This window comes from Kitasatospora sp. UYEF31 (assembly GCF_057291755.1).
Map to the genome: position 1 here is coordinate 105,399 of NZ_JBXAWK010000003.1, position 25,812 is coordinate 131,210.

General features: G+C 69.9%; 20 protein-coding genes and 1 pseudogene. 11 read left to right on the plus strand and 10 right to left on the minus strand.

Annotation, left to right across the window (positions count from 1 at the left end):
- Positions 1-233 precede the first annotated feature (233 nt).
- The gene (locus AC0Z36_RS02370; RefSeq protein WP_485460934.1) at positions 234-1,535 is read left to right on the plus strand and encodes a DUF445 domain-containing protein; all 1,302 of its coding nucleotides are present in this window, start codon (positions 234-236) and stop codon (positions 1,533-1,535) included.
- A 108-nt stretch (positions 1,536-1,643) separates the two neighbouring features.
- Here AC0Z36_RS02370 and AC0Z36_RS02375 read toward each other — a convergent pair whose 3' ends face one another.
- Together AC0Z36_RS02375 and AC0Z36_RS02380 are read right to left on the minus strand one after the other, a co-directional pair.
- Positions 1,644-3,254, minus strand: coding sequence for an acyl-CoA synthetase (locus AC0Z36_RS02375; RefSeq protein WP_485460935.1), 1,611 nt, complete (start codon positions 3,252-3,254; stop codon positions 1,644-1,646).
- Positions 3,255-3,378: 124 nt separating this feature from the next.
- Positions 3,379-4,869: a GMC family oxidoreductase gene (locus tag AC0Z36_RS02380; protein ID WP_485460936.1), complete on the minus strand. Its 1,491-nt coding sequence runs from the start codon at positions 4,867-4,869 to the stop codon at positions 3,379-3,381.
- Between the two features lie 132 nt (positions 4,870-5,001).
- Here AC0Z36_RS02380 and AC0Z36_RS02385 point away from each other — a divergent pair, with 132 nt between their 5' ends.
- Complete coding sequence (locus AC0Z36_RS02385; protein ID WP_485460937.1) at positions 5,002-5,205, plus strand: hypothetical protein; 204 nt, start codon at positions 5,002-5,004, stop codon at positions 5,203-5,205.
- A gap of 59 nt (positions 5,206-5,264) precedes the next feature.
- Here AC0Z36_RS02385 and AC0Z36_RS02390 read toward each other — a convergent pair whose 3' ends face one another.
- From AC0Z36_RS02390 to AC0Z36_RS02405, 4 genes are all read right to left on the minus strand, one after another.
- The gene (locus AC0Z36_RS02390; RefSeq protein ID WP_485460938.1) at positions 5,265-6,395 is read right to left on the minus strand and encodes an acyl-CoA dehydrogenase family protein; all 1,131 of its coding nucleotides are present in this window, start codon (positions 6,393-6,395) and stop codon (positions 5,265-5,267) included.
- Positions 6,396-6,687: 292 nt separating this feature from the next.
- On the minus strand, positions 6,688-7,875 hold the full coding sequence (locus AC0Z36_RS02395; RefSeq protein WP_485460939.1) for an acyl-CoA dehydrogenase family protein: 1,188 nt from the start codon (positions 7,873-7,875) through the stop codon (positions 6,688-6,690).
- Between the two features lie 103 nt (positions 7,876-7,978).
- Positions 7,979-10,240, minus strand: a complete 2,262-nt coding sequence (locus AC0Z36_RS02400; protein WP_485460940.1) for an acyl-CoA dehydrogenase family protein — start codon at positions 10,238-10,240, stop codon at positions 7,979-7,981.
- Positions 10,241-10,413: 173 nt separating this feature from the next.
- On the minus strand, positions 10,414-10,911 hold the full coding sequence (locus AC0Z36_RS02405; RefSeq protein ID WP_485460941.1) for a pyridoxamine 5'-phosphate oxidase family protein: 498 nt from the start codon (positions 10,909-10,911) through the stop codon (positions 10,414-10,416).
- Positions 10,912-11,004: 93 nt separating this feature from the next.
- Between AC0Z36_RS02405 and AC0Z36_RS02410 the strand changes: the two genes are divergently transcribed.
- From AC0Z36_RS02410 to AC0Z36_RS02425, 4 genes are all read left to right on the plus strand, one after another.
- The gene (locus AC0Z36_RS02410; RefSeq protein ID WP_485460942.1) at positions 11,005-11,820 is read left to right on the plus strand and encodes an SDR family NAD(P)-dependent oxidoreductase; all 816 of its coding nucleotides are present in this window, start codon (positions 11,005-11,007) and stop codon (positions 11,818-11,820) included.
- A gap of 65 nt (positions 11,821-11,885) precedes the next feature.
- Positions 11,886-12,098: a type II toxin-antitoxin system VapB family antitoxin gene (locus AC0Z36_RS02415; RefSeq protein ID WP_485460943.1), complete on the plus strand. Its 213-nt coding sequence runs from the start codon at positions 11,886-11,888 to the stop codon at positions 12,096-12,098.
- Positions 12,099-12,125: 27 nt separating this feature from the next.
- A complete protein-coding gene (locus AC0Z36_RS02420) occupies positions 12,126-12,536 on the plus strand; it encodes a PIN domain-containing protein (RefSeq protein WP_485460944.1) in 411 nt (136 codons plus the stop codon).
- 106 nt (positions 12,537-12,642) lie between these two features.
- Entirely contained in the window at positions 12,643-13,509 is an 867-nt protein-coding gene (locus AC0Z36_RS02425; RefSeq protein ID WP_485460945.1) for a 3-hydroxybutyryl-CoA dehydrogenase, read from the plus strand.
- 239 nt (positions 13,510-13,748) lie between these two features.
- On the opposite strand, the pseudogene AC0Z36_RS02430 reads toward AC0Z36_RS02425, so the two are convergent.
- Positions 13,749-15,215: pseudogene (locus tag AC0Z36_RS02430) on the minus strand (MDR family MFS transporter); the annotation flags it as partial.
- Positions 15,216-15,558: 343 nt separating this feature from the next.
- Between AC0Z36_RS02430 and AC0Z36_RS02435 the strand changes: the two are divergent.
- Positions 15,559-15,795, plus strand: a complete 237-nt coding sequence (locus AC0Z36_RS02435) for a lipopolysaccharide assembly protein LapA domain-containing protein (protein ID WP_485460946.1) — start codon at positions 15,559-15,561, stop codon at positions 15,793-15,795.
- A 19-nt stretch (positions 15,796-15,814) separates the two neighbouring features.
- Positions 15,815-17,053: a hypothetical protein gene (locus tag AC0Z36_RS02440; protein WP_485460947.1), complete on the plus strand. Its 1,239-nt coding sequence runs from the start codon at positions 15,815-15,817 to the stop codon at positions 17,051-17,053.
- A gap of 207 nt (positions 17,054-17,260) precedes the next feature.
- On the opposite strand, the gene AC0Z36_RS02445 is transcribed toward AC0Z36_RS02440, so the two are convergent.
- Both AC0Z36_RS02445 and AC0Z36_RS02450 read right to left on the minus strand, forming a co-directional pair.
- The gene (locus AC0Z36_RS02445; RefSeq protein ID WP_485460948.1) at positions 17,261-19,156 is read right to left on the minus strand and encodes an ABC transporter permease/substrate binding protein; all 1,896 of its coding nucleotides are present in this window, start codon (positions 19,154-19,156) and stop codon (positions 17,261-17,263) included.
- Positions 19,156-20,535 (minus strand): quaternary amine ABC transporter ATP-binding protein, encoded by a 1,380-nt coding sequence (locus AC0Z36_RS02450; protein WP_485460949.1) that lies wholly within the window; start codon positions 20,533-20,535, stop codon positions 19,156-19,158. Before AC0Z36_RS02450 ends, AC0Z36_RS02445 begins: the two co-directional genes overlap by 1 nt.
- Positions 20,536-21,255: 720 nt before the next feature.
- Between AC0Z36_RS02450 and AC0Z36_RS02455 the strand changes: the two genes are divergently transcribed.
- The 3 genes from AC0Z36_RS02455 (at position 21,256) to AC0Z36_RS02465 (ending at position 24,181) form a co-directional block, all read left to right on the plus strand.
- Positions 21,256-22,029: a hypothetical protein gene (locus AC0Z36_RS02455; protein ID WP_485460998.1), complete on the plus strand. Its 774-nt coding sequence runs from the start codon at positions 21,256-21,258 to the stop codon at positions 22,027-22,029.
- A 67-nt stretch (positions 22,030-22,096) separates the two neighbouring features.
- Positions 22,097-23,395, plus strand: coding sequence for an adenosylmethionine--8-amino-7-oxononanoate transaminase (gene bioA / locus AC0Z36_RS02460; RefSeq protein ID WP_485460950.1), 1,299 nt, complete (start codon positions 22,097-22,099; stop codon positions 23,393-23,395).
- 228 nt (positions 23,396-23,623) lie between these two features.
- Positions 23,624-24,181 (plus strand): hypothetical protein, encoded by a 558-nt coding sequence (locus AC0Z36_RS02465; protein WP_485460951.1) that lies wholly within the window; start codon positions 23,624-23,626, stop codon positions 24,179-24,181.
- Between the two features lie 97 nt (positions 24,182-24,278).
- Here AC0Z36_RS02465 and der read toward each other — a convergent pair whose 3' ends face one another.
- Complete coding sequence (gene der, locus AC0Z36_RS02470; protein WP_485460952.1) at positions 24,279-25,775, minus strand: ribosome biogenesis GTPase Der; 1,497 nt, start codon at positions 25,773-25,775, stop codon at positions 24,279-24,281.
- Between the last annotated feature and the right edge of the window lie 37 nt (positions 25,776-25,812).

A 25,812-nucleotide genomic window follows, 5' to 3' on the forward strand; every position in this document is an offset into this window, starting at 1 on the left:
CGGCACCGGCAGCGGGCACCGCTCAGCGCCCGATGTGCAATTCCTACGCTGTTCAGCCCTCCCACGTCCAGGTTTCACCGATTCTGCCCACTGCCCGGTCCCCTGGTGCGCCGACTGGTACAGAGCGGGACTTCCCGCAGACCGCGGTCGTCCAGCGATTGCGGTCGCGCAGAGTTTGAACTTGTCGGCGCTCCAACAGGCTCTTCGGCGGGCAGGGAGTCAGCATGGTCGTCATGAGTGCTGAGTCTGCCCGGGGCGCGCCCCCCGTTCCCCCGGCCGTGAATCCGGCTGCCGCTTCCGACGCGGAGAAGAGACGGGGCGTACGGCGGATGAAGCTCGTGGCCACCGGGTTCCTGGTGCTGGCCGTCGTGCTGTTCGTGTTCGCCCGGTGGATGCAGGGCCGGGGTGCGGGGGGCTGGGCCGAATACCTGGAGTCGGGGGCTGAGGCGGGGATGGTCGGCGCGCTCGCCGACTGGTTCGCGGTGACCGCGTTGTTCCGCCGACCGCTGGGGCTGCCGATCCCGCACACGGCGATCATCCCGACGAAGAAGGACGCGCTCGGGCGCAATCTGGGCGACTTCGTGGGCGACAACTTCCTGTCCGAGACGGTCGTACGCCAACGCCTGGCGGCGATGGGCATCTCGGGGCGGCTCGGGACGTGGCTCGCGGATCCCGCGCACGCCGGACGGGTGACCGCCGAACTGGCGAACGCCCTCCAGGGCGCGCTCACCGTGCTGCGTGACGAGGACGTCCAGACCGTCTTCGGTCAGGCCCTCACCAGGAGGGTGTCGGCGCAGGCGGTGGCGCAGCCGACGGGGGCGCTGCTCGCCCGGCTGGTCGCGGAGGGTTCACATCAGGGGATTGTCGACATGGTGACCGGCAAGGCGCACGACTGGCTGGCCGGCAACCAGGCCGCGGTGCTGCGGGTGGTGCAGCAGGAGTCGCCCGGCTGGTCGCCGTCGTTCCTCGACCGGCAGGTGGCCCACCGGGTGCACCGTGAGCTGGTGCGTTTCGCGGCGGCGATGCGGGGCGATCCGGAGCATCCGGCGCGGCAGGCGGTGGACGCCTTCCTGGCCGGGGTCGCGCAGGACCTCCAGCACGATCCGCAGATGATCGAGCAGGTCGAGCAGATCCGGGACCGTACGCTGGCGCATCCGCAGGTGCAGGACCTGATCACGTCGGTGTGGACGGCGATCAGGGCGATGCTGGTGGAGTCGGCGCAGGACCCGGACAGTGAACTGCGGGGCCGGATGGCGTCGACACTGCGGGACCTGGGGGCGCGGCTGGCGGACGATCCGCGGATGGGCGCGAAGGTGGACGGCTGGATCCAGGGGGCGGCCACGTACGTCGTGACGACCTACCGGCCGGACATCACCGCGCTGATCACCGACACCGTGCAGGGGTGGGACCCGGTGGAGACGTCGAAGAAGATCGAGCTGAACGTGGGGCGGGACCTCCAGTTCATCCGGATCAACGGGACGGTGGTGGGGGCGCTGGCGGGTCTGTCGATCCATGCGTTGACTCAGCTCACCTGACCCTCGCCGCGCCGGCGCCGCTGCGCCGGTCGGGTACGGAAGTGCCCCGACTGATCTCTACAGGGGACTTCCGTACCCGACCGGCACGGCACCGTCCGGGCAGGCGCGCTACCCCAGGCCCTCCGCGCGGGACTTCGCCGCCCGCAGGTCCACCTTCCCGGCGGCCGTACGCGGGATCTCCGGGATGAAGTGCAGCTTCTTCGGCGTCTTGTAGCCCGCCACCAGCGTGCGGCAGTGGGCGGTGATCGCCGCGGCGTCCGCCGTCGCGCCGTCGCGGACCACGATCAGGCCGGTCACCCGCTGGCCGTAGCGCTCGTCCGCCACGCCGACCACCACCGCGTCGAAGACGTCCGGGTGGGACTTGAGCGCGGCTTCGACCTCGTCCGGGTAGACCTTCTCGCCGCCGGTGTTGATCATGGCGCTGCCCCGGCCGAGCAGGGTGATCGCGCCGTCCGCCTCGATGACCGCGTAGTCGCCGGGCAGCACCCAGCGCCGTCCGTCGCCGTCGAGCAGGAACGTGCCGCGGGTCTTCTCCTCGTCACCGTGGTAGCCCAGCGGGATGTGCCCGCTGACGGCGAGCCGCCCCACCGTCCCGGCCCCCGGTGCGATGCGTTTCAGGTCGTCGTCCAGCACCGTGGTGGTCTCGGACGAGGAGAAGCGGGTCGCGCCGTCGGACGAGCCGACCTGCCGGGCCGCCGCGCCGGTCTCCGAGGCGCCGAAGCTGTCGATGACGAACAGCTTGTTGGACTCAAGTTGCCGCCGCACCGCCGCCGACATCGGCGCGCCGCCGTTGCTGACCGCCACGAGCGAGGAGATGTCGTACGGGTGGTCCTGCGCCAGCCGGTCCGCCAGCGGGCGGCCCATGCCGTCGCCGACGAGCGCGAGGGAGAGGACCTTCTCCTTCTCGACCAGGCCCAGGACGGTGTCGGCGTCGAAGCTCCGGCCGGTCCACTGGAGGAAGGTGTTGCCCATGAAGAAGGTGTTCAGCATCGACCACTGGCCGCCGCCGTGCATCATCGGGGCGAGGCCGAAGATGATGAAGCCCCCGGCGGCCTGGACCTCCCCGGTGAGCTCCCGCGGGGACTGGAGCTTCGGCTTGCCGCCGCGCCCGGCCTGGAGGGCCGCGAAGAAGATGTCCTCCTGCCGCCACAGGACGCACTTGGGCATGCCCGTGGTGCCGCCGGTGTAGAGGCCGTAGAGGTCGTCGGGGCTGCGCTGCCCGCTGTGTTCGATTGTTTCGGCCCGTACGGGGGAGGCCGCTTCGAGGGCGTCCTCGTAGCTGACCGCGCCGGGCAGTCCCTCCCGCGGGGTCCCGTCCTCGAGGACGACCACGTGCCGCACCGCCGGGAAGTCCGGCAGGATGCGCCCGGTCATCTCCGCGAACTCGCGCTCGACGAACAGCGCGGTCATGCCGGAGTTCTCGTAGAGGTAGCGCAGTTCGGCCTCGACGTACCGGTAGTTGATGTTGACGGGTACGGCGCGCGCCTTGTACGTGCCGAGGAACGCCTCGACCCACTCGGCGCGGTTCCACGCCTGGATGCCGACGAACTCGCCGGGCTTGACGCCGGAGGCGAGCAGGTGGTTCGCGACGCGGGTGCTGCGCTCGTCGAGTTGACGGTACGTCAGCCGGGTGTCACCGGAGATGAGCGCGGGGCGGTCGGGAATCGCGTCCGCCACGACCTCGAAGAGGTCCGCAAGATTGAAGGTCGGCTCGGTCATGGCCGCACAATACCCTTGACTATGTCAAAAACATAGCCGGATCCACCGCATCGGCCATGTACAGAAACCCCCTCCGGAGCCGAAAACGGGGACTCCTGTACATGATCGACGCAGCATCCTCCGACTACATCAACCGCGCCACCCGCTCGGCGACCATCACACACCCCAGGTAGGTGTTCCCGGCGGGCAGCACCGGCATCGACGAGGCGTCCACCACCCGCAGCCCGGCAACCCCCCGCACCCGGCACTGCGCGTCGAGCACGGCCGCCGGACCGCCGTCCGGGCCCATGGCACAGGTGCCACCGAGGTGGCCGTAGCTGACCACTCCGTTCTGCCCGACGACGGCGGCCCCCGAAGCAAGGTCGCCCGCCGGCAGCAGCCGCTCCGCCCCCAGACCCGTCACCGCCCCGGTGCGCTCCCAGTCCGCCAGCCGCTCCAGAATCCAGCCCAGCCGGTCGAGATCCCTCGCATCGAGAGCCGGCATCACCACCTCCGGCGCGGCCTCCGGGTCGGTGGAGGTGATCCGCACGCTCCCCCGCCCGGCCACATCGAGCAGGAACGGGACCACGGAGAAGTGGGTCGACTCGGCGGCGGCGTCACCGACCGGCAGCGCGAAGACGTGGAAGTCAACAGATTCAGACAACGGCGTACGGCCCACCCACACTGGCTGGACGGGGCCGCCGGTCAGTCCGCTGGGCCCTTCGTGCCGGTAGAGCAGCGGCGGGCCGAGATGGCCCTGGAGGTTCGCGCCGACTCCGGGAAGGTCCTTGTGTACGGGAATCCCTAGCGCGTCCAGCAGCGCCTCCGGGCCGATTCCGGAGCGCTGGAGCAGCGCCGGGGATTCGGTGGCGCCGCAGCTGACGATCACCTGAGCAGCTGTCAGCACCCTTCCGTCGGCGGTTTCCACGCCGGTCGCACGGGCCTCCCGTACGAGAACCCTCGCCACGGTCACGCCGGTCTCGATGCGCAGGTTCGGCCGGGACCGCACGGCCGCGGTCAGGTAGGCGCGGCTGACCGTGAGCCGCTCGCCAGTCTCCTGATCGACCGTCAGCGGGAAGATCCCCACGCCGGGGAGCTGCGCCGGGTCGTTGACATCGGAGACTTCGGGCACTCCGAGCTCCAGGAGACCCTGGAGGAACGCCGCGTGGCAGACCGCCTGCTGCCGGGAGGTCGACCGACGGACCGTCAGCGGACCTGCGCCGCCGTGCAGTTCCGTACTCCCGTAATCACGGTCGGACTCCACCGCGCGGAAGGTCTCCAGAACGTCGGCCCAGCCCCAGCCGTCGAGGCCGAGCGCCGCCCAGGCGTCGTAGTCGGCCGGCTGGCCGCGCACCGTGGCGAGGTAGTTGACGGCGGAGGCGCCGCCGAGGACCCGGCCGCGCACCATGGCCACGTCGCGGCCGTCGCCGCGCATGGGGAAGGCGGCCGCGAACGGGGTACCGGACCAGACATCGCCCGCCTGTACGGGGCGCAGCACTGAACTGTCGTACGCCGTGTCGTCAGGGCCCTGTTCGAGCAACAGGACTGTACGGGAAGCGTCTTCGGACAGCCGGGCTGCGAGGACCGCGCCGCTGGTCCCGCCGCCGACGATGATGATGTCCGGTTGAGCCGGCATCGGAACCCCCTGTGCGTAATGCTTGCTTGACTCAGTCACTCTAAACGCGGCGCCGCGGGCCGGCCCGGAAGCGTGACCAGGACCTCGTATTAAGGATGTCCCCCAGGGACGACAAGCAGCGGGACGCCTTCGGTGACAAGCCGGTTCCGCTGGACGCAGTCGCTGACACACGATCAGTACGTCGACCGGACCTCGACGAACAGCTACATCGCGGCGCGGCCTGCGGCGGACCGGGCGGAGTTCCCGGCGCAGGTGCGGCGGCGGATCGCGGCGAGTCTGCCGGACCCGGTGGAGGTTCCGTACCGCACGGATGTGCACACGGCGGTGCGGCGGTGACCGACGGGTGGGGGTGCCGGGTTCCGGCATCCCCCACCCGTCGGTCACCCGGGGTGCGGTCAGACGTGCTCCCCCACCGGCTGCGCCGCGAACGCCGCGCCGATGCGCAGCGCCTGCTCGGTGGCGTTGCCGAGGGAGAACTCGATCTGCTTGGCGTGGATGAAGTACCGGTGGGTGTAGTGCTCTTCGGCGATACCCATGCCGCCCTGGACGTGCACCGTCGCGTGCGCGACGCGGTGGCCGCCGTCGGCTGCCCAGAACTTGGCGACCGCGATCGCTTCGGTGGCGTCGAGACCCTGTTCGGACAGCCAAGCGGCCTGCCAGGTGGTGAGCCGGATGCCCTCGACGTCGATGTAGCAGTCGGCGAGACGGTGCCCGACCGCCTGGAACGAGCCGATGGGGCGCTTGAACTGCACGCGCTGCGAGGTGTACTCGGCTGCGGCGCGCATCGCCTTCTCGGTGATGCCGAGTTGCAGCGCGCACAGGCCCAGGGTGGCCCGGTCGCGCAGCCAGACGGCCGCGTCGGCGCCGCCGAGGACGGCGTCGTCGGTGACCTGCGTGTCCGAGAGGGTGACCCGGCCGGCGATCTCCTTGGCGGTGGTGGGCTGCGCTTCGACGGTGACCTTCGACGCGTCCACCAGGAACACCCGGGGGCCTTCGGGTGTCTGCGCGGGAACGAGGAAGAGCGCGGCGACGGTGGCTGCGGGAACAACGGTCTTGACGCCGTTGAGAACCCAGCCGCCGTCCGTGCGCACGGCCGTGGTCGCGGGTGCGGCGGCGTCCCGGCTGACGGGTTCCGCGAGGGCGGCGGTCAGGATGACCGAGCCGTCGACCGCGCCGGGGAGCCAGGCTTCCTTCTGCGCGGTGGTGCCGTGTTCGGCGATCGCCGCGGCGGCGACCGCCAGTGAGGCGTACACCGGCACCGGTGCGAGCGAGCGGCCGACCTCTTCGAGGACGAGGCACTGCTCGAAGACGCCGTAGCCGCTGCCGCCGTACTCCTCGGGGAGGGCGATGCCGAGCACGTTGGCCTTGGCGAGCTCGGCCCACAGGTCGCGGTCGAAGCGCTCGGTGCCGTCCGAGACGACTTTGGCCTCCAGCGCGGTGAGCGCTTCGTGGGTGACCCGGTCGGTGAGGATCTTCCGTACGAGACCCACCAGGTCGTTCTGTTCTTCGGTGTATGAGAAGTCCACAGCAAAACTCCTTTGAAGCGACCGAGCGAAGCGAGGAAGCGCGTCCGGAGGACGCGGCCTTTCGGACGACGTCCGGCGCCGACCAGCCCCGGAGCGAAGCGACGGGGATGGGAGGAAGACGCCGGACTTGGAGCCCGGACCAGCCAAGCGAGAAACCACCAGCCAGGCGACCGAGCGAAGCGAGGAAGCGCGTCCGGAGGACGCGGCCTTTCGGACGACGTCCGGCGCCGACCAGCCCCGGAGCGCAGCGACGGGGATGGGAGGAAGACGCCGGACTTGGAGCCCGCATAGGTCAGCGCGGCGGGCGGGGCATCTTCAGGCCGATCATCGCGATCATGTCGCGCTGGATCTCGTTCGTGCCGCCGCCGAAGGTGAGGATCAGCGCGGAGCGGTACATCTTCTCTATGCGTCCGCGCAGCACCACGTTGGGCGCGTCTGCGGTGAGGACTGCTTCTTCGCCGAAGCACTCCATGAGCAACCGGTAGGCCTCGGTGGCGAATTCGGTGCCGAAGATCTTTGTGGCCGAGGCTCCGGCCGGGCCGACCTTCACGCCGTGGTCGACCGACGACGCGGCCTTCCAGTTGATGAGTTTGAGGTATTCGACTTTCGCGTGCACCCGGCCGAGGTTGGCCTGGACGTGCTGCTGGTCGATGACCCGGCGGCCGTCGGGGAGGCGGGTGGCCTCGGCCCACTGGCGGACCTCGTGCAGCGCGAGTTGGATGCCGGCGGCCGAGCAGAGCGCCACCCGCTCGCGGTTGAGCTGACCGGTCATCAGGCCCCAGCCGCCGTTGACCTCGCCGACGAGTGCGGACGCGGGAACCCGTACGTTGTCGAAGTTCAGCTGACTGACCGTCTGGCCGCCGAGGGTCTTGATGTCGCTGTAGCTGAACCCCTCGGTGCCGACCGGCACGAGGAAGATGCTCAGGCCCTGGTGCGCTTTGGCGTCGGGGTCGGTGCGGGCCGCGAGCCAGACGTAGTCGGCGACGTGGATCAGCGAGATCCACATCTTCTGGCCGTTGATGATCCAGTCGTCGCCGTCGCGTTCGGCCTTGGTGCGCAGGTGCGCCAGGTCGGTGCCGGCTTCGGGCTCGGAGTAGCCGATGGAGAAGTGCATCTTCCCGGCGAGGATCTGCGGGAGGAAGAAGTCCCGCTGTTCCTGGGTGCCGTACTCCATCAGCGTGGGTCCGACGGTGTTGATGGTGAGGAACGGCACGGCGGCGCCGGCGATGGTGGCCTCGTCGGTGAAGATGAGCTGGTCCATCACCGAGCGGTCCTGGCCGCCGTACTCCTTGGGCCAGCCGATGCCCAGCCAGCCGTCCTCGCCCATCCGGCGGGTGAGCTGCCAGTAGGAGCCGTCCCGGCTCATGGTGGTCTCGCCGGCCAGCTGTCCGGCGCGGATCTCCGGGGTCATGAGGCCCGCGAAGTAGGTGCGGAGTTCCCGGCGCAGGTCCTCCTGCTCGGGGGTGTAGGCGATATGCATCGGTACTCCTGTTAGTTGTGGATTCACGGTGCCGGTCAGGTACGGAAGTCCCTTTTCCAGCCCGGAAAGGGGACTTTTGTACATGATCGACGGGGGGCGTCAGTCAGCGGGGCAGGCCCAGGATCCGTTCGGCCACCACGTTGAGCTGGATTTCGCGGGTGCCGCCGCCGAGGAGCACGGCGGGCAGGGAGAGGTAGGCCGTCAGCGGTTCCGAGGGGACCGTTCCGGCGGCTGCCAGGCGCTCCAGCCGCGCTGTGGCGACGGTGCGCTGATGCTCCGTCACCGCGAGCTTGAGCACGCTGGAGGCGGCGCCGGGGTTGAGGCCTCCGAGTTGCTGGAGGGTGGTGCGCAGGGTGAGCGCGCGCAGGGCGAGGTTCTCCGCTGCGAACGCGCCGATCCGGCGGCACAGGTCGCCGTTGGCGACTGCCGCCTGGGAACTGCCGATCTCCTGGACGAGTTCGCCGAGCGCGGCCATCCCGGGTCCCCCGGCGATCATCACGCGTTCGTTGGCGAGGGTCGTCCGGGCGATCCGCCAGCCGGCGCCGGCTTCGCCGACCAGGCCGTCGTCCGGTACGAAGACATTGTCGAGGTAGACCTCGTTGAACTCGGACTTCCCGTTGGCCTGCTTCAGCGGCCGGACGTCGACGCCGTCGGCGGCCATGTCGACGATGAAGTACGAAATCCCCTGGTGCTTGGGGGCGTCCGGGCTGGTCCGGGCCAGGCAGACGCCCACCTGTGCTTCGTGGGCCTTGGAGTTCCACACCTTCTGGCCGGTCAGCCGCCAGCCGCCGTCGACTTTGACCGCGCGGGTCTTGAGCGAGGCCAGGTCACTGCCGGCACCGGGCTCGCTGAACAGCTGGCACCAGATGATGTCGCCGCGCAGTGTCGGTACGACGTACGTGTCCTTCTGCTTCTGCGTCCCGTGGGACATCAGGGTCGGCAGGACGAACTCGCCGATGACCGTGCCTGGTTGGGGGAAACCCGTAGCGGCGAAGCCCTCCTGGACGATGATCTGCCGGGCGGGGGTCGCGCCGATTCCGTACGGCCTGGGGTAGTGCGGGGAGACGAAACCGCACTCGGCGAGGAAGTGACGGCGTGCGTTGCCCTCCAGTTGTCCGGCCTGCGCCAGCTTTCCGGCCACTTCGGCGCGGAACTCGTCCGTCTCCGCGGACAGTTCTTCGGACAGGTCGAGGTCGAAGTCGCGGGCCGGGCCGCCGTTCAGGGTGTTGAGGGTGTGGCGGCCCAGGCGGCGCGTCCACTCGTCGGGCGGGCCGAGGAGCTGGGACAGGGACACCGCCCGCCGCCAGTAGAGGTGGATGTCGTGCTCCCACGTGAAGCCGATCCCGCCGAGCAGCGTGATGCAGTCGAGCGCGGTCTCGCGGGCTCCGGGGAGGCAGACGACGGCGGCTTCGCAGGCGGCGATTTCGAGTTGGAGCTCGTTCGCGGACGGGGGTCCGGGGGTCGTCCCCCGGGCAGGCTCGGCGTCCGCCGCGTCCGCCGCGTCCGCGGCGCGTGCGGCGTCCCACGCGGCCGCGGTCATGACCTGGAGCCGGGTGAACAGGTTCGCGGCCTTGTGCTTGACGGCCTGGAAGGAACCGACGGGCCGGTCGAACTGCTCGCGGATCTTGACGTAGTCCACCGCGGTCTCGAAGCACCAGCGGGCGACGCCCACGGCTTCGGCGGCGGCGAGCACCGCGGCCAGGTTGCGGACCTTGGCGGTGGTGATCCCGCGGAGCACCTGGGAGCCGGTGATCTCCAGCCCCGCGGCGCGCACCCGCGCGGAGCCCCGGGCCAGGTCGACGACGTCGAGCGGTGTGACGTCGACGGTGGCGACGGTGGCCGTCTCGACGAGGAACCAGATGTCCTCGCCGGTTCCGTCGTCCGTACGGGCGCCGAGCAGCAGATAGTCGGCTTCCGCGGCGCCGGGGGTCGGCCCCGTGGCTCCGTTGACCTCCCAGCCGACCTGGGTCTGATGGGCGATCAGGCCGGCGGCGAGGGTCACCGCGCCGGTGGCGCCCGCGGCGAAGCGGGGCAGGACCAGCCCGCCGATCCGGGGACCGGCGTAGCGGTCCAGGACGGCGGCGGTGAGGACCGTCGGGAGGTACGGGCCCGGAAGCATGGCCCGCCCTGACTCTTCGAGGGCGACGGCGAGTTCGAGGATCCCGGCACCGCCGCCGCCGTACTCCCCGGGCAGGTGGACGGCGGTGAGGCCGTTGGCGACCAGGGCGTCCCAGCAGTCCGGGCGTTTCCCGGCGGCGAGCGCGTCGAGGGCGTCCCGGGTGGCGGCGGACGGTGCGTGGCGGGCGGCGAGCCCGGCCACCGAGGCCGCGAACTCCACGTGTTCGGCGCTGAATCCGATCGGCACTGCGCTGCCTCCCCGAGGTGGATCCTTGCCAACATCAAGGACTGAAAGGACAGGTTACCTTACCGATTCGCCGGACACCAGAGCCCGCGGGCCGCGCGGGGCGGGACAGGACAGGGCTGCACGGAGCCACCCCGGAGACGACCGGGCGGACAGGACCCGCCCACCCAGCACCGTCAGGCCGCCGGGCGCGTCACCGGCAGCCCCAGCTTGCGGTGGTCCCACGACACGATCCGGTCCGGCACCAGTTTGATCACCACGCGCTTGCGCAGCATGATCTCGACGAACGGCTTCATCTCCTCGGTGTACGGCGCCGAGTAGCGGGAGAACACACTGACCCCCAGCTCCCAGATGCGGTCCGGGTCCTCCACGATCTCGGCCTTTCCGACGATGGAGACGCCGCGCAGCTCCTCGTAGTAGTCGCCGGCCTCGACCAGGCAGGTGATGTTCGGGTCGCGGCGGAGGTTGAGCACCTTCTGCGCCTTGGCCTTGGTCTCCAGGGCGACTTCGCCCTCCAGGAAGCCGTACCACATACCGATGGAGTGGATCGATCCGTCACCGTTGACGGTGGACATCGTCATCGAGTGACGCTCGGCCAGGAACCCCCGGATCTCATCGGGGGTCATCTTGACCTTGTCCCGCTGCTTGACCCCGTGACCCATCTGCTGACTCATGCCCTGCTCCTTTGAACGGACCCCGCATACCGCTAACTTGCTTGACGATGCCAAACAGTTCCCAACAATGCCACAGTGACCGGAGGCCCGGACATGACCCGTACCGACAACAGTGAAGTCCCCGACTACCCGGGGATGCTGGCCATGGCCGGCCGCAACGCCCTCGTACTCGGCGCCGGGCAGGGCATCGGCCGCCAGACGGCCCACGCCCTCGCGCAGGCCGGGGCCCGGGTGCTGTGCGTGGACCTCGACGAAGAGCTGGCCCAGGGCGTCGCCGCCGAGGTCAAGGGCACGGCCTGGTCCGGGGACGCCACCTCGCGCGCTGACGTCGAACGCCTGTGGGCGTACGCCGAGGAGACCCTGGGGCGGGTCCACTGCGTCGTCGACATCATCGGCATGAGCAAGTACCAGACGCTCCTCGACGTGACCGACGACGACTGGGAGTGGCACCAGAACATCGTGCTGCGCCACGCGCTGCTCGCCGTCCAGTACGGCGGCAGACACATGCGGTCCCGCGGCGGCGGCGCGATCACCTTCGTGGCCAGCGTCTCCGGCGTGGCGGGCGCACCGATGCACGCCGCGTACGGGGCGGCCAAGGCCGGGCTGATGTCGCTGGTCAGGTCCGCCGCCGTCGAGCTGGGGCCGGACGGCGTACGGGTCAACGCCGTCGCCCCGGGCGTCGTCTGGACCCCCCGGGTGTCGGCCTACCTGGGCGAGGCCGGGCGGGCGGGCACCTCCGCGAACGCCCCGCTGCGCGACGTCGCGCTCCCCGCCGACATCGCGGCGTCCCTGCTTTTCCTGAGCTCGGACCTGGCCCGTTACGTCTCGGGTCAGACCCTGACCGTGGACGGCGGGGTGAGCGCGAAGTTCCCGTACCCGCTGCCGGACATGGGGGTGGCGCCGCACTGAACCTTTGACGCCCCGAATCCACGTATATACGATTCTTGAATCGGATATCCTCAGAGGAGACCGTCATGGCGAAGACCCTGATCGACCTTGATGAAGACGCCCTGGCCGACGCCGCCCGGATACTGGGCACCAGCACCAAACGGGACACGGTCAACAGTGCGCTGCGCGAAGTCGGCGACCGTCGAAGGCGCGCGGAGGCCGTCGCCCGCATGCGGCGTATGGTCGCCGAAGGCGAGATCGACTTCTCTGTCATCGGTTACGCGGACGACGGCGGATAGTTTCCCCCGGGGAAGGAGAACGAGCACGTGGGCACCGGGCTGTACCTCGCGGACACGTCCGCGCTCGTCCGCTATTTCCGCGACCAGGCGACCCCCGACTGGGATGAAGCCGTCGTCGCAGGCCGGGTCGGTCTCTGCGAGCCGGTCCGCCAGGAGTACCTCCGGGCAGTCGGCGGACGTTCTGCCGTCCACGAAGCCGACCACCTCCTGAATGAGGTCTTCCCGCACCACGCGGTGCACGACGCCGCCTGGGAGGAGACCCGACTCCTCCAGCTCAGGATGGCCGACACGAGTCGGCACCAGTCCGCCAGTCCGGTGGACCTTCTGGTCTCCGTCATCGCGGCCCACCACAGACTGACCGTCCTGCACGCCGACCGGGGCTTCGACACCATCGCCCGGTTCACCGGCCAGCCCCTTCAGCGGATCACCGCGCGCTGATGCCGCACCGCGTCGGACGGTTCCACCAACCCCTGGGTCCGGGTCACGCGTTGCGGAGCGGGAAGATGATGCCTACAACCATGTCGGTACGAGCAAGGGGAACGTCATGAGCGACATCCGACGCATCGGTGTAGTGGGAGCGGGCCTCATGGGCTCGGGAATCGTTGAGGTCTGCGCAAAGGCCGGGCTCGACGTGCTGGTCAGCGAGGCCAGCCGGGAGGCCGCCGAGGCGGGGCGCAGGAGGATCACCACGTCGATGGACCGGGGCGTGCGGTCCGGGAAGCTCCAGGAGGGCGACCGGGACGCGGCGCTCGCGCGCATCACGTTCACCACCGACCTGGGCGACTTCGGCGACCGGGACCTGACCATCGAGGCCATCGCGGAGAACGCGGAGCTCAAGACCCAGGTCTTCAGCACCCTCGACAAGGTGGTCGAGCGCGGGGACGCGATCCTGGCGTCGAACACGTCGTCCATCCCGATCATGAAGCTCGGCATGGCGACCCAGCGGCCCGAACAGGTCGTGGGAGTGCACTTCTTCAACCCGGTGCCGGTGCAGAAACTGGTCGAGCTGGTGCCCTCGCTGCTGACGAGTGACGAGACGGTGCAGCGGGCGGAGACGTTCGCCACCGAACTGCTGAACAAGACTGTCGTCCGGTCGCAGGACCGGGCCGGGTTCGTGGTGAACTCGCTGCTGATCCCCTACCTGCTGTCGTCCATCCGGATGTTCGAGTCCGGCTTCGCGGCGGCGGAGGACATCGACAACGGCATGGTGCTGGGCTGCGCGCACCCGATGGGTCCGCTGCGGCTGAGCGACCTGATCGGCCTGGACACGGTCAAGGCCGTGGCCGACTCGATGTACGAGGAGTTCAAGGAGCCGCTGTACTCCGCGCCGCCATTGCTGCTGCGCATGGTGGACGCGGGCTTGCTGGGCAAGAAGTCCGGGCGCGGGTTCTTCGACTACAGCAAGAAGTGAGCAGTCAGGAAACACCCGGCCAAGAAGCAGGAAGCTGGAAGTAAGCGGTAGGCGCACGCAGCGAAGGGGTCCGCGGGGAAAAACCCGCGGACCCCTTCTCGTGGGGTCTACCGTACGGCCGACTTTTCCTTGTCCTCGTCAGCCGCGTGCCGGTCGGCGCCCTGGGCCAGGGCGGTGCGGGCGTCGTCCACGTCGTTCACCGTGTCGGGGGCGGCCGGTGTGACGACCTCCGTGTTGGACGTCTTCAGCGGCACCTCCTTGATGAACAGGACGCACAGCAGGACCACGATGCCCGCCGGCGCGGCGAACAGGAAGATGTCGCCGACGCTGTGGCCGTACGCGTTCTCGACGATGCCGCGGACCGGGGCGGGTAGTTTCCGCAGGTCCGGGATTCCGCCACCGCCGGAGCCGCCGGCCGGCAGGCCGCCTTCGGTGGTGTACTGCGTGACCCGGCTGCCCATGACCGCGCCGAGCGCCGAGACGCCGATCGCGCCGCCGAGGCTGCGGAAGAACGCGACCGTGGAGCTGGCGGTGCCCATCTCGGACATCGGTACGGCGTTCTGCACGGCGAGGATCAGGTTCTGCTGGAGGGCGCCGACACCGGAGCCGAGCAGGAACATGAACACGCTGAGCACGACCAGGTCACTGTCCGCCCGGGCGGTGCCCATGAGCCCGAGGCCGGCGGTCAGCAGCACGCCGCCGGCCACCAGCCAGTTCTTCCACCGGCCGGTGGCGGTGATGTGCTTGCCGATGAACGTGCCGGACAGCACCACACCCGCGACCATCGGCAGGGTCATGAGGCCGGACATCGTCGGGGACTTGCCGCGGGCCAGCTGGAAGTACTGGCCGAGGAAGACCGAGGAGGCCATCATCGCCAGGCCCACGGCCAGACTCGCCACGACGGCGAGGGTGACGGTGCGCTTGTTGAAGAGGTCCAGCGGGATCATCGGTTCGGCGGCGCGGGACTCCGCCAGGATCGCCAGCGCGAGGACGACCACCGCTCCGCCGACCATGACGGCGGACTGCGCGGAGGCCCAGGCGTAGTTCTTGCCGCCCAGCGACACCCAGATCAGCAGCAGCGAGACGCCGGCCGTGATGAGGAACGCGCCGAGGTAGTCGATCTTCACCTTGCGCTTGACGACCGGCAGGTGCAGCGTCTTTTGGAGGACGACCAGCGCGACGATGGCGACCGGCACACCGGCGTAGAAGCACCAGCGCCAGCCGAGCCAGCTCGTGTCGACGATGACGCCGCCGATGAGCGGGCCGCCGACGGTGCCGATGGCGAACACCGAGCCGAGGTAGCCGCCGTACCGGCCGCGCTCCCTGGGCGGGATCATCACGCCCATGATGACCTGGGACAGCGCGATCAGGCCGCCGACGCCCAGGCCCTGTACGACCCGGCAGGCGATCAGCATGCCGGTGTTCTGCGACAGGCCCGCGATCATCGAACCGGCGACGTAGATGACGATCGACAGCTGGATCAGCAGCTTCTTGCTGAACAGGTCGGCGAGTTTGCCCCAGATCGGGGTGCTCGCGGTCATCGCCAGGAGGGTCGCGGTCACGACCCAGGTGTACGAGGTCTGACTGCCGTGCAGGTCGGAGATGATCCGGGGCAGCGCGTTGGACACGATCGTGGAGGAGAGCACCGCCACGAACATGCCGAGGAGGATGCCGGTCAGCGCCCGCATGATCTGCCGGTGGGTCATCGGCTCGTCCGCCGCGAGGACCCCCGTCGTTATCTCCCCTGGGGTTTTCTCCGCCATTTCCGTCCTTCCGGTACTCGCTCCCTCCAGCGGCTCCGCCAGCAGGCGGCGCCCGTCAGGGAGCGCAGGTGTGCGCAGTGGGAGTGGCCGGCGCTTGTGGTGCCGTCGCCACTACTGCGGTAGCCCGGAACAGCCGTTCCCCCCAGGCGTCATGCATGTCACCGCTATTGCGTTGTCAAATACAACTATAGAGCTGTTGGTTGCCGCACGCAACTTTAATCACCCTTGACCGACACGGAGCCGGAGCGCCGGTTTACAGCAGGTGACGGACGTACGATGCTGAGCTATGAAAGAACCTGGCAAATCCGGAAAAATCGGCGACTTCGCCGACCGCATCACACCGAGGATGATCGGCTTCGCCGTCATCGCGGTGCTCAGTGTGTGGTTCATCCTGGCCAACACCGACTCGGCCCGGATCCACTTCTGGATCCCCACCGTCGACGCACCGATGTGGCTCGTCCTGGTCGGCACGTTCCTCGCGGGCGCGCTGACGACCTGGCTGTTGAGCGGGCGCCGCAAATAGCCACGGGCAACCGCCGCTGGTGACCGCCCCGGTCAGCCGGACGGCCGGCGGTACGCCCGACGGCCCCGTCGCCGGCGACCGGCCGGGGGACGGGGCCGATATCCTGCGGGCGTACGGTCGGCAGAAGCTCGACGCCGACCCGCCCGCGCACCGCAGCTGGACCCCGCCGCCGTTGGAGGACCCCGTACGTATGCCCACCTCCCGACGGCGCGCCACAGCGGCCGTGGCCGCCACCTTGGTGTTCGCCCTCTCCGGCTGCTCGGCGATGTTCTCCCCCGACGCCTCCCCCGCACCCTCGGCGGCCCCCGCCGGAGCGGAGGTCTGCGCCGGTCTGCTGCCGCTGGGTGACATCACCGCGGTACTCCCGCCGGGGGACCCGGCGGTCATGGAACAGCAGCGGCCCGGCACGCGGTACCCCCTGGCCCGCTGCGAGGTGAAGGTCCAGGACCGTACGTTCACCGGCTCGGCCTATCTGTTCAACATGGCCGGGCAGGACCTCGCACAGCTGGTCGGCTCGACCACCGCGGCTTCGGCCCCGCTGCTCTCAGCCCCCGCGGACCCGGGTGTCTACGGCATGGCCGGGCCCACCGACGCCTGGCTGGTGCAGACCTGCCGCCTCGACGGCATCCGCGACCCCGTGCCGCTCCTGGTCCGGACCCGGGTCACCGGGCCCGCCGCGGGCACAGTTGACCAGCGGGCCGCGCTGTCGCGCCTCGCGGTCACCTTCGCGGGCAGGGTCGGTGCCGCCGCCCAGTGCGGGACCCCCGCGCCGGCGCAGCCCTTCGCGCCGCAGCCGGCCGGGCCGCTGCTGCCGCTCGGCGCCGACCCGGGGTGCGCGGCCTTGGACCGCGGGGTGCTGGGCGCGGGCACCTGGACTTCGCAGGTCACGCCGACGGGGCCGGGTCCCGCACAGGTCTGCGACCTCTACAAGGACGGGCGGCGGGTGCTGTCGTTCAGCGTCAGCCACGGCTGGATCGTGCCGAGCCAGGAGGAGGCCGGGCAGCGCAAGGACATGACCGCGCGGCTGAACACCGCCGCGGACCCGTACGCACAGGGCGATCCGGGCACGGTCGTGGCCTCGGTGGACGGTGTGTGCGGCGGCATCGGCGCGGCGTTCCGGCTGTCCCGGCACGGGGACCCGTTGCAGACCGCGGGGCTGCCGGTCGAGGAGTTGTTCCGGAGTTACGTCGCGGCCACCGCGAAGCTCCAGGGCTGCGACCCGGTGCCCGGCGGTCCGGCCTGGAAGTTCGCCCCGTAGGCCCCGTCTGTGATCACCGCGACCCCTTCTTCTTTCTGACGCCCCGTTGGATCATCGCGTACGGACGGCATGGCGACACGTGTCGACAACCTGACGGGATGAGGACCAGCACATGGCACAGGATCTGGGCGGCACCCTCGCCCCGTACGGGAGAACCGCCCGGCAGGTGACCTCTCGTCACCTGCCGGGCGGTTCTGGGTGGCTCTGCTAGCTCGCGGGCACCGGGGCCGGTGCGGCCTCCGGTTCGCGCTGCGCGGCCGGGGTCGCCGGGTTGCCCGCGGCGGCCGGGGCCGGACTGCCGGGCGTCTGGCCGGTCTTGCCGCCCGTGAAGCCGGGGATGAACTTGTCCGCGACCTCCGGGTGCTCCTTCAGGTAGGCCTTGACGCCCTCGACCTCAGGGTCCTTCTTGCCCTTGTTGTCAACGTAGATCTTCTGCTCCAGCGGGCCGATCACCGAGTCGTCCAGCTTGAGCTGCTTGACCCAGCCGTTGAGCTCGGGGAAGTCCTTCGCGAAGCCCTTGCGGCCCAGCGCGCTGATGTAGCCGGCTTCACCGAAGGACTTCTTCGGGTCGGCGAGCGGCTTGATGTCGTACTTGCTGTACGCCCAGTGCGGGTGCCACATGGTGACCGCGATCGGCTCGCCCTTGGCCATCGCCCGGTCCAGCTCGGCGATCATCGCGGGCGTGCTGCTGGACTGCACCTTGAAGCCGTCGAGGCCGTAGTCCGGGAGCATCTTCGTCTCGGCGAGCTTCATGATGTTCGCGCCCGGCTCGATGCCGACGATGCGGCCGTTGAACTCCGACGCGTGGCCCTTGAGGTCTTCGATGCTGTTGTACGGCAGGTTCTTCGGGACCGCGATCTGCACGTCGACGTTGTTGTACCAGCGCGAGATCTCCTCGACCTGCGGACCGTACTTGTCCATGTAGTTCTTGTGCAGCTCGGGGAGCCAGGCGTCCAGGAACAAGTCGATGTCGCCCTGGGCGAGCGCCTGGAAGGTGGGGGCGACGTCGAGCTGCTTGAGCGTGACGGAGTAGCCGCGCTGCTCAAGCAGGTTCTTGTACATGTACGTGACGGCGACGTCCTCCTCCCACGGGATCCAGCCGATCGTGATCTTCTTCGTGCCGGCTTCGTCCTCCGGGGCGAGGGTGCCGCCCAGGACGGTGCCGAACAGTGCGAGGACCGCGACACCGCTGACCGTGGCCACCGTCGGGGGACGCCAGTTGAGCGCGCCGAGCACCACGTTGCCGGAAGCTTGGCGCTTCACGGCGCGCCGGGCCCCGACCTCGACCTGGCGGCCGAGCGCGCCGACCGAGCGGTCCAGGAAGACAGCCAGGACGACCACGGCGAGACCGGCTTCGAAGCCGGTGCCGACGTTGCCCTGCGTCAGCGCTCCGTAGACCTGCGCGCCCAGACCGCCCGCGCCGACGATGCCGGCGGTGACGACCATGGACAGCGACAGCATGATGACCTGGTTGACACCGGCCATGACCGACGGCAGGGCCAGCGGGAACTGGATGTCCTTGAGGATCTTCCACTCGCTGGACCCGAAGGCCTCACCGGCTTCGACCATCTCCTTGTCGACGTTGCGGATGCCGAGTTCGGTCAGCCGCACGCCCGGCGGGAGGGCGAAGACCACGGTGGAGATGACACCGGGCACCTCACCGATGCCGAAGAAGGTGATCGCCGGGATCAGGTAGACGAACGCCGGCATGGTCTGCATGAAGTCCAGGACCGGCTTCATGACCGAGCTCACCCGCTGGCTACGGGCCGCCCAGATGCCCAGCGGCACGGCGATCAGCAGCGCCGCGAAGGACGAGACGAGGACCAGGGACAGCGTGGACATCGCCGCGTCCCACTGGTCGAGCATCTCGATGAAGGCGAAGCCGGCGAAGGTGAGTACGCCGAACAGCGCACTGCGCGCGGCCCAGCCGACGACGGCGAACAACAGGGCGATCACGAGCACCGGGGGCGCGTTGAGCGCGCTCTCCAGGTGGCCGACCGCGCCGCCGACGACATCCTTGATGAAGTCGAACAGCCAGGTCAGATGGTTCTGCATCCAGTCGACAAGGTCTTCGACCCAGTCGCCTACGTGGATCCTGGGCATCAGGCCTTCACCCCGCCGTTCAGGTCGGACGACGAGTTGTCGGGCCGGTTGTACTGGTCAGCGACGCTGTCGGTGCTGTCGGCGCTGACGGCGCTCGGCATCGTGGCACCGGCCGGTATGAGGATCCGGACGCTTCCGGTGTCCGTGAGACTGTCGTCCCCGTCGCCGTCGCTCTCGTCGGCCGGCGCGCTGTACGCGGAGTTGCCGAGGGCGGCCAGCAGGGTCACCCGGGGGATCACCCCGACCAGCCTCATGTCCTTGTCGACGACCGCGAGCGGCAGGTTGTTCTCCGCGCTCGGCGCGAACAGCTCGATGACGGGCGTGTCCTCGGTCACCGTCACGATGTCCAGGCCGGCCTCGGGCCCGATGACCTTGTCGCCGCGGCGCGCGGCCTCGGCGACCGTAGCGTCGGTGACCGCGCCCAGGAGCCGCTTGCCGCGGTCCACGGTGTCGATGACGAACGCGGCGGTCTGCTGGGCCTCGCGGATCCGGCGGATCGCGACGCGCGGGCCCTCGCCGCGGGTGAGCGTGCTGCGCGGCTCCTCCATGATCGAGCCGGCGGTCAGCACCCGGCTGCGGTCCACGTCGGCCACGAACGAGGCGACGTAGTCGTTCGCCGGGTCGGTGAGGATGTCCTCGGCCGTGCCGATCTGCACGATGCGGCCGTCGCGCATGACCGCGATGCGGTCACCGATGCGCATGGCCTCGTTGAGGTCGTGGGTGATGAAGATGATGGTCTTCTTCAGCTTCTGCTGGAGTTCCAGGAGCTGGTCCTGCATCTCCCGGCGGATGAGCGGGTCCAGGGCGCTGAACGACTCGTCCATCAGGAGGATGTCCGCGTCCGTGGCCAGGGCGCGGGCCAGGCCGACGCGCTGCTGCATGCCGCCGGACAGCTCGGCGGGGAGGTTGTCCTCCCAGCCCTTGAGGCCCGTCATCTCCAGGGCGTGACGGGCGCGGGTGTCGCGTTCCTTCGCCGGGACGCCCTGTACGGCGAGGCCGTACGCGGCGTTCTCCAGGACGGTGTAGTGCGGGAAGAGCGCGAAGTGCTGGAACACCATACTGATCCGCTTCGACCGGACTTCACGCAGCCGTTTGGGTGACAACGCGGTCAGGTCCTCACCGTCCACGAGGACGCGGCCCGCCGTAGGTTCAAGAAGGCCGTTGAGGGTGCGCAGAAGGGTGGATTTACCGGAGCCTGACAGGCCCATCACGACGAAGATCTCGCCTTCGTCCACCTCGAACGAGGCGTCGATGACGGCGGCGGTCGCGTTGCTGTCCCGCAGCGCGTCCCGGCTCTCTCCCCCACGGAGCCGGGTCAGCGCTTCGTCGGTCTTCCGACCGAAGATCTTGTACAGGTTCTCGACCTGGAGTCTGGGCATGTGCACCTCACTGTTCGGGCCGCGGCTCCACGGGTTTGCTCCGACCGCGCGTACGCGCGGGGCGGACCCGTGCCGGCGCTCCCCGTACGGACGCGTCGGCGCTGCGGACTCGTTGAGCGGGTCACCGGACCGCCCGGTGTTTTTGTACGGCGGCGGTCCACGGCGCACGGCCGCACATCCCGAAGGGGATAGTTGCAACCCGCATTCATTACCGAGAGCGACATGCCCGAGGTCCGGAGAAGAGAAACGCAAAGAGATCCACGTCTCATCACTTTTAGGGCATATGTCGCATTTGTCGAGCGCTCACCAGCGATTTCATGCCAGCGGTTAGGCGGTCCGGCGGGATCACAGGCGCATTCAAGTCGCCGAATCACGTCACTTTAGGTAATAGCTCACACGCAGAGTGCAGCATCCCCCTCCGCGGCCGTCGCGCACTTCCGACAGCCGGGTCACCAGGAAAGGCCTCGCGAGAATTCCTTATTTAACCAGACTATTCGGACAGTACACCCTTTCCCTGTCGAGCCCCCGCCGGATCCCGCCGGATCCTGGGGAAAGCGGCCGGGCCGGCCGGTGGGCCCGGTCACCCGGAACGGCCGCGCCGACCCCCGCCATGCCTCATACGAGTGACATCCGCCCGCGCGATGAGTGACTGGGGATCTACGGCCGGTAACGTCCGGGGCCGACAGTGAGCCCACTTCGAGGAGTCATTCCGTGTCACGCATGTTGGACGTGAGTCCCGAGGTCCGCGCCGAGATCGGCGAAGACGAGGCGGGCCGCCTGACGGCCGGCGAGTCCGGCCCGCAGACCTACGCCTGCGCCTCCTGCAAGGGGCAGGGCGACACCGAGCGGGAGGAGACCAGCGCGCTGCTCTACCTCGCGCAGGAGACCGCGGTGCTGGCGTTCGCGCACACCCGGTGCATCCCCTCCCAGGTGATCCCCGTGTCCGAGGACGCGGTGAAGCCGCTGCTCGCCGCCCAGCAGGCGCAGGTGGCGGGCGCCGTGCCCACCGTCGTCCCCGGCGGCCCGGTGCCCATCTCGATCACCGGCAGCATGATGGTCTGCGCCGGGGTCACCTACGCGGCCCTGGTCGTCGAGCCCGGGGCGGCGGTGGCCAGACCGGGCCTGGACGGCAGCCGCGACGAGTTCCTCCAACTGCTCGGCGAGCGCGGCTTCGCCGGTATCGCCACTCCCGCCGAAACACTTCCGCCGCTGCTCGGGGGCTGGTCGGTGGAGGTGTCGAACGGCTTCCTGACGGCGGTCCTGTTCCCGGGCGGCGGCGGCCGGACCGAGGCGTGGTGGCAGGCGCAGACGCCCGCCGAGGTGCCCGGTGCCTGGCTGAACGCGGCGAAGGGCAACGGCATCGTGCTGCTGTACGCGGCGCCGGTGGGCACCATCGGCATCCACACCGGCAACGACGAACTGGCAACCGCGCTCGGCGACGCCGCCGCGCGGGGCCTGCTGGTCGCCGGCTCGGTGCCCGTCAGCGGGGTTTGAGCAGTCGGGTCACCACCTGCCCCGCCCCCGCACACGCGGGGGCGGGGCAGGTTGTTAGTTTTCCCCCATGTCTCAGCACCTCTCCGGCGAAGAGCTCATCGCCTACGACCGGCGGCACATCTGGCATCCGTACGCGAGCGCGGTCGGCGACGCGCCGCTCTTCCCGGTGGTGTCGGCGGACGGCGTACGGCTGACCCTGGCCGACGGACGCGAGCTCGTGGACGGCATGGCCTCGTGGTGGGCGGCGGTGCACGGGTACAACCACCCGGTGCTGAACGCTGCGGCGAAGGACCAGCTGGACACCATGGCGCACGTCATGTTCGGCGGGCTCACCCACCCCCCGGCCGTCGAGCTGGCGAAGCTCCTGGTCGACATCACACCCGGACCGCTCCAGCGGGTGTTCTTCGCCGACTCGGGGTCGGTGTCGGTCGAGGTCGCCATCAAGATGGCGCTCCAGTTCCAGCGCGCCGCCGGGAAGCCGGGCCGGACGCGCCTGCTGACCGTACGCGGCGGCTACCACGGCGACACCTTCGGCGCGATGGCCGTGTGCGACCCGGTGGGCGGCATGCACCATCTGTTCTCCGACGCCCTGCCCGGGCACCTGTTCGCGCCGGTGCCGCCGTCCGGCTTCGGCACCCCGCTGACCGACGCGGACACCGCCGACCTGGCCCGGCTGCTCGCCGGGCACCGCGATGAGGTCGCCGCGGTCATCCTGGAGCCGATCGTGCAGGGCGCGGGCGGCATGCGCTTCCACTCCCCCGCCTATCTGCGCCGGGTCCGTGAGCTGTGCGACGAGCACGGTGTGCTGCTGATCCTGGACGAGATCGCCACCGGGTTCGGCCGTACGGGTGCGCTGTTCGCGGCGGACCACGCCGGGATCTCGCCGGACATCATGTGCCTGGGCAAGTCCCTGACCGGCGGCTATCTGACCCTGGCGGCGACGCTGTGCACCGACGAGGTGGCCGAGGTGATCAGCCGTGGCGAGGGCGGGGCCTTCATGCACGGGCCGACCTACATGGCCAACCCCCTGGCGTGCGCGGTGGCGGCGGCGAGCGTCCGGCTGCTGCTCGACTCGCCGTGGCAGGCGCGGATCACCGTGCTCGAAGCGGGGCTGCGGGACGGGCTCGAACCGGCCAGGGATCTGGCCGCGGTCGCGGACGTCCGGGTGCTCGGCGCGATCGGCGTCATCGAGCTGCACGAGCCGGTGGACATGACGAGGGTCCAGCCCGCGTTCGTCGAACGCGGCGTGTGGATCCGCCCGTTCGGGCGGCTGGTGTACACGATGCCGCCGTACGTCATGGGTCCTGAAGACCTGCGTCTGGTCACCGGCGCGATGGTGGACGTGGTGGCCGCCGAGTGCGGGTGACCGCAGAAGGCGGCAGACCCGCCCAGGAGCGTTTCCGTACGGTCCGCTCGCGCGTCCGCGCCAACTGACGTTGCGTCAAAACGCGCCTCTGGTCCGCGATACGGGACAAGGACGACGAGTTCAGCGAAGGCGCGGGGAGGGGAACGCCGGACTCGGAGCCCTCCTTTGAAGAATGCGCTGTTACGTTTCCGGGCGCATCGCTTTGACATCCACGTCGTTGAACTCTGTGTGTTCAGCTTCGACGACTCCCTCAGCAGCAGGGCGCTCACCGGCTACGGTCCCGGCCCGGCGGCCTCGGCAAACCCGATCTACGACTCGCTGGTCAGCGAGTGGCGGCTGATGTTCAGAGCCGTCCCAGGGGACCGCTACGGCGAAGAGCCACTGCGGTCGTCGCCGCCCGCGCAGTCGTCCTACGGACCGGGCGGCTACCGCACCGCCCTGCCTGCGTACGGGTACGACAGCTACGGCAACAGCGCGTACGGCGACCACGCGTACGGCGGCGTGATGAACAGCGGCAGCTACGCGGCGGCGCACCCGGTGCAGCACTCGGGCGGCCACCAGGTCCCGCCGCAGCCGGTGTACGCCCAGCCGGCGGCCCCGGCAGCGACGCAGTACCACGGGCAGCAGGGCCAGCAGTACGCCCCGCAGAACAGCCAGGACCAGCCGCAGCCGCCCCCGGCCTACCCGGACTACCCGGACTACAACAACGGCCGGCACCGGGGCAACCCCCTGACACTGGTGCCGTCCCCGTTCCCGGGCTCGTCGGGCCAGCACCTGTCGTTGTAGCGCAGGAGCCGCGGCCCGCGGACCGTCCGACGCGCGACAGGGCCGGTCCCCGTTCTCCCCGGGGGACCGGCCCTGCGCGTCAGTCAATCCGTACGGATCACTTCTTCTTCTTGTCCTTGTACAGGTCGCCGCGCTTCTCGCGGATCTTCATGCGGATCTCGATCGGCGTGCCCGCGAAGCCGAACTCCTCGCGCAGGCGGCGCTCCACGAAGCGGCGGTAGCCGGCCTCCAGGAAGCCGGACGTGAAGAGCACGAACCGCGGCGGCTTGCTGCCGGCCTGCGTCGCGAACAGGATGCGCGGCTGCTTCCCGCCGCGGATCGGGTGCGGGTGCGACGCGACGAGCTCGCCCATGAAGGCGTTGAGCCTGCCGGTGGAGATGCGCATCTCCCAGTTCGCCAGTGCGACGTCGAGCGCCGGGACGAGCTTCTCCATGTGGCGGCCGGTCAGCGCGGAGACGTTGACCCGCGGGGCCCACTGGATCTGGACGAGATCGGTTTCGATCTCCTTCTCCAGGTAGTAGCGGCGCTCCTCGTCGAGCAGGTCCCACTTGTTGTAGGCGATGACGATCGCGCGGCCGGACTCCACCGCGAGGGTGATGATGCGGGTGTCCTGCTCGGCCAGGCGCTCGCTGGCGTCCACCAGGATGACGGCCACTTCGGCCTTGTCCAGGGCGGCGCTGGTGCGCAGCGAGGCGTAGAAGTCGGCGCCCTGGGTCATGTGCACGCGGCGGCGGATGCCGGCGGTGTCCACGAAGTTCCAGGTCCGGCCGCCGAGCTCGATCATCTCGTCGACCGGGTCGCGGGTGGTGCCGGCGATCTCGTCGACGACGACCCGGTCCTCCTGCGCGAGCTGGTTGAGCAGGCTGGACTTGCCGACGTTGGGGCGGCCGATCAGGGCGACACGGCGGGGGCCGCCGGCGCCGGGTTCGCCGAAGCGCACGGCGGGGGCCTCGGGGAGGATCGCCATGGCGGCGTCCAGGAGGTCGCCGGAGCCGCGGCCGTGGACGGCGGAGACGGGGTAGGGCTCACCCAGGCCGAGCGACCACAGGGCGGCGGCGTCGGCTTCGCCGGGCAGGTCGTCGACCTTGTTGGCGGCCAGGACGACCGGCTTCTTGGAGCGGCGCAGGACCTTGACGACTTCTTCGTCGCTCGCGGTGGCGCCGACGCGGGCGTCCACGACGAACATGACCGCGTCGGCGGTCTGGATGGCGAACTCGGCCTGCTTGGCGACGGACAGGTCGATGCCGACGACGTCCTTCTCCCAGCCGCCGGTGTCGACGACGATGAAGCGGCGGCCGTTCCAGTCGGCTTCGTACTTCACGCGGTCGCGGGTGACGCCGGGGGTGTCCTCGACGACGGCCTGGCGGCGTCCGATGATCCGGTTGACCAGGGTGGACTTGCCGACGTTCGGGCGTCCGACCACGGCCAGGACCGGCAGTGGTCCGCTGAACTCAGCCTCTTCACCGTGCCCGAGGCGGCCTTCGCCGTCCTCGACGTCGACCCACTCTTCGGGGTCGTAGCCGGCCGTCCAGGTCTCCTCGGAGGGGATCCCGGTCGGGGGTGCGGTGTAGACGACTTCGCCGTCGTTCTGCATGGGGTGTTTCCTCTGCGTGGTGATGCCGCGCGGCCCG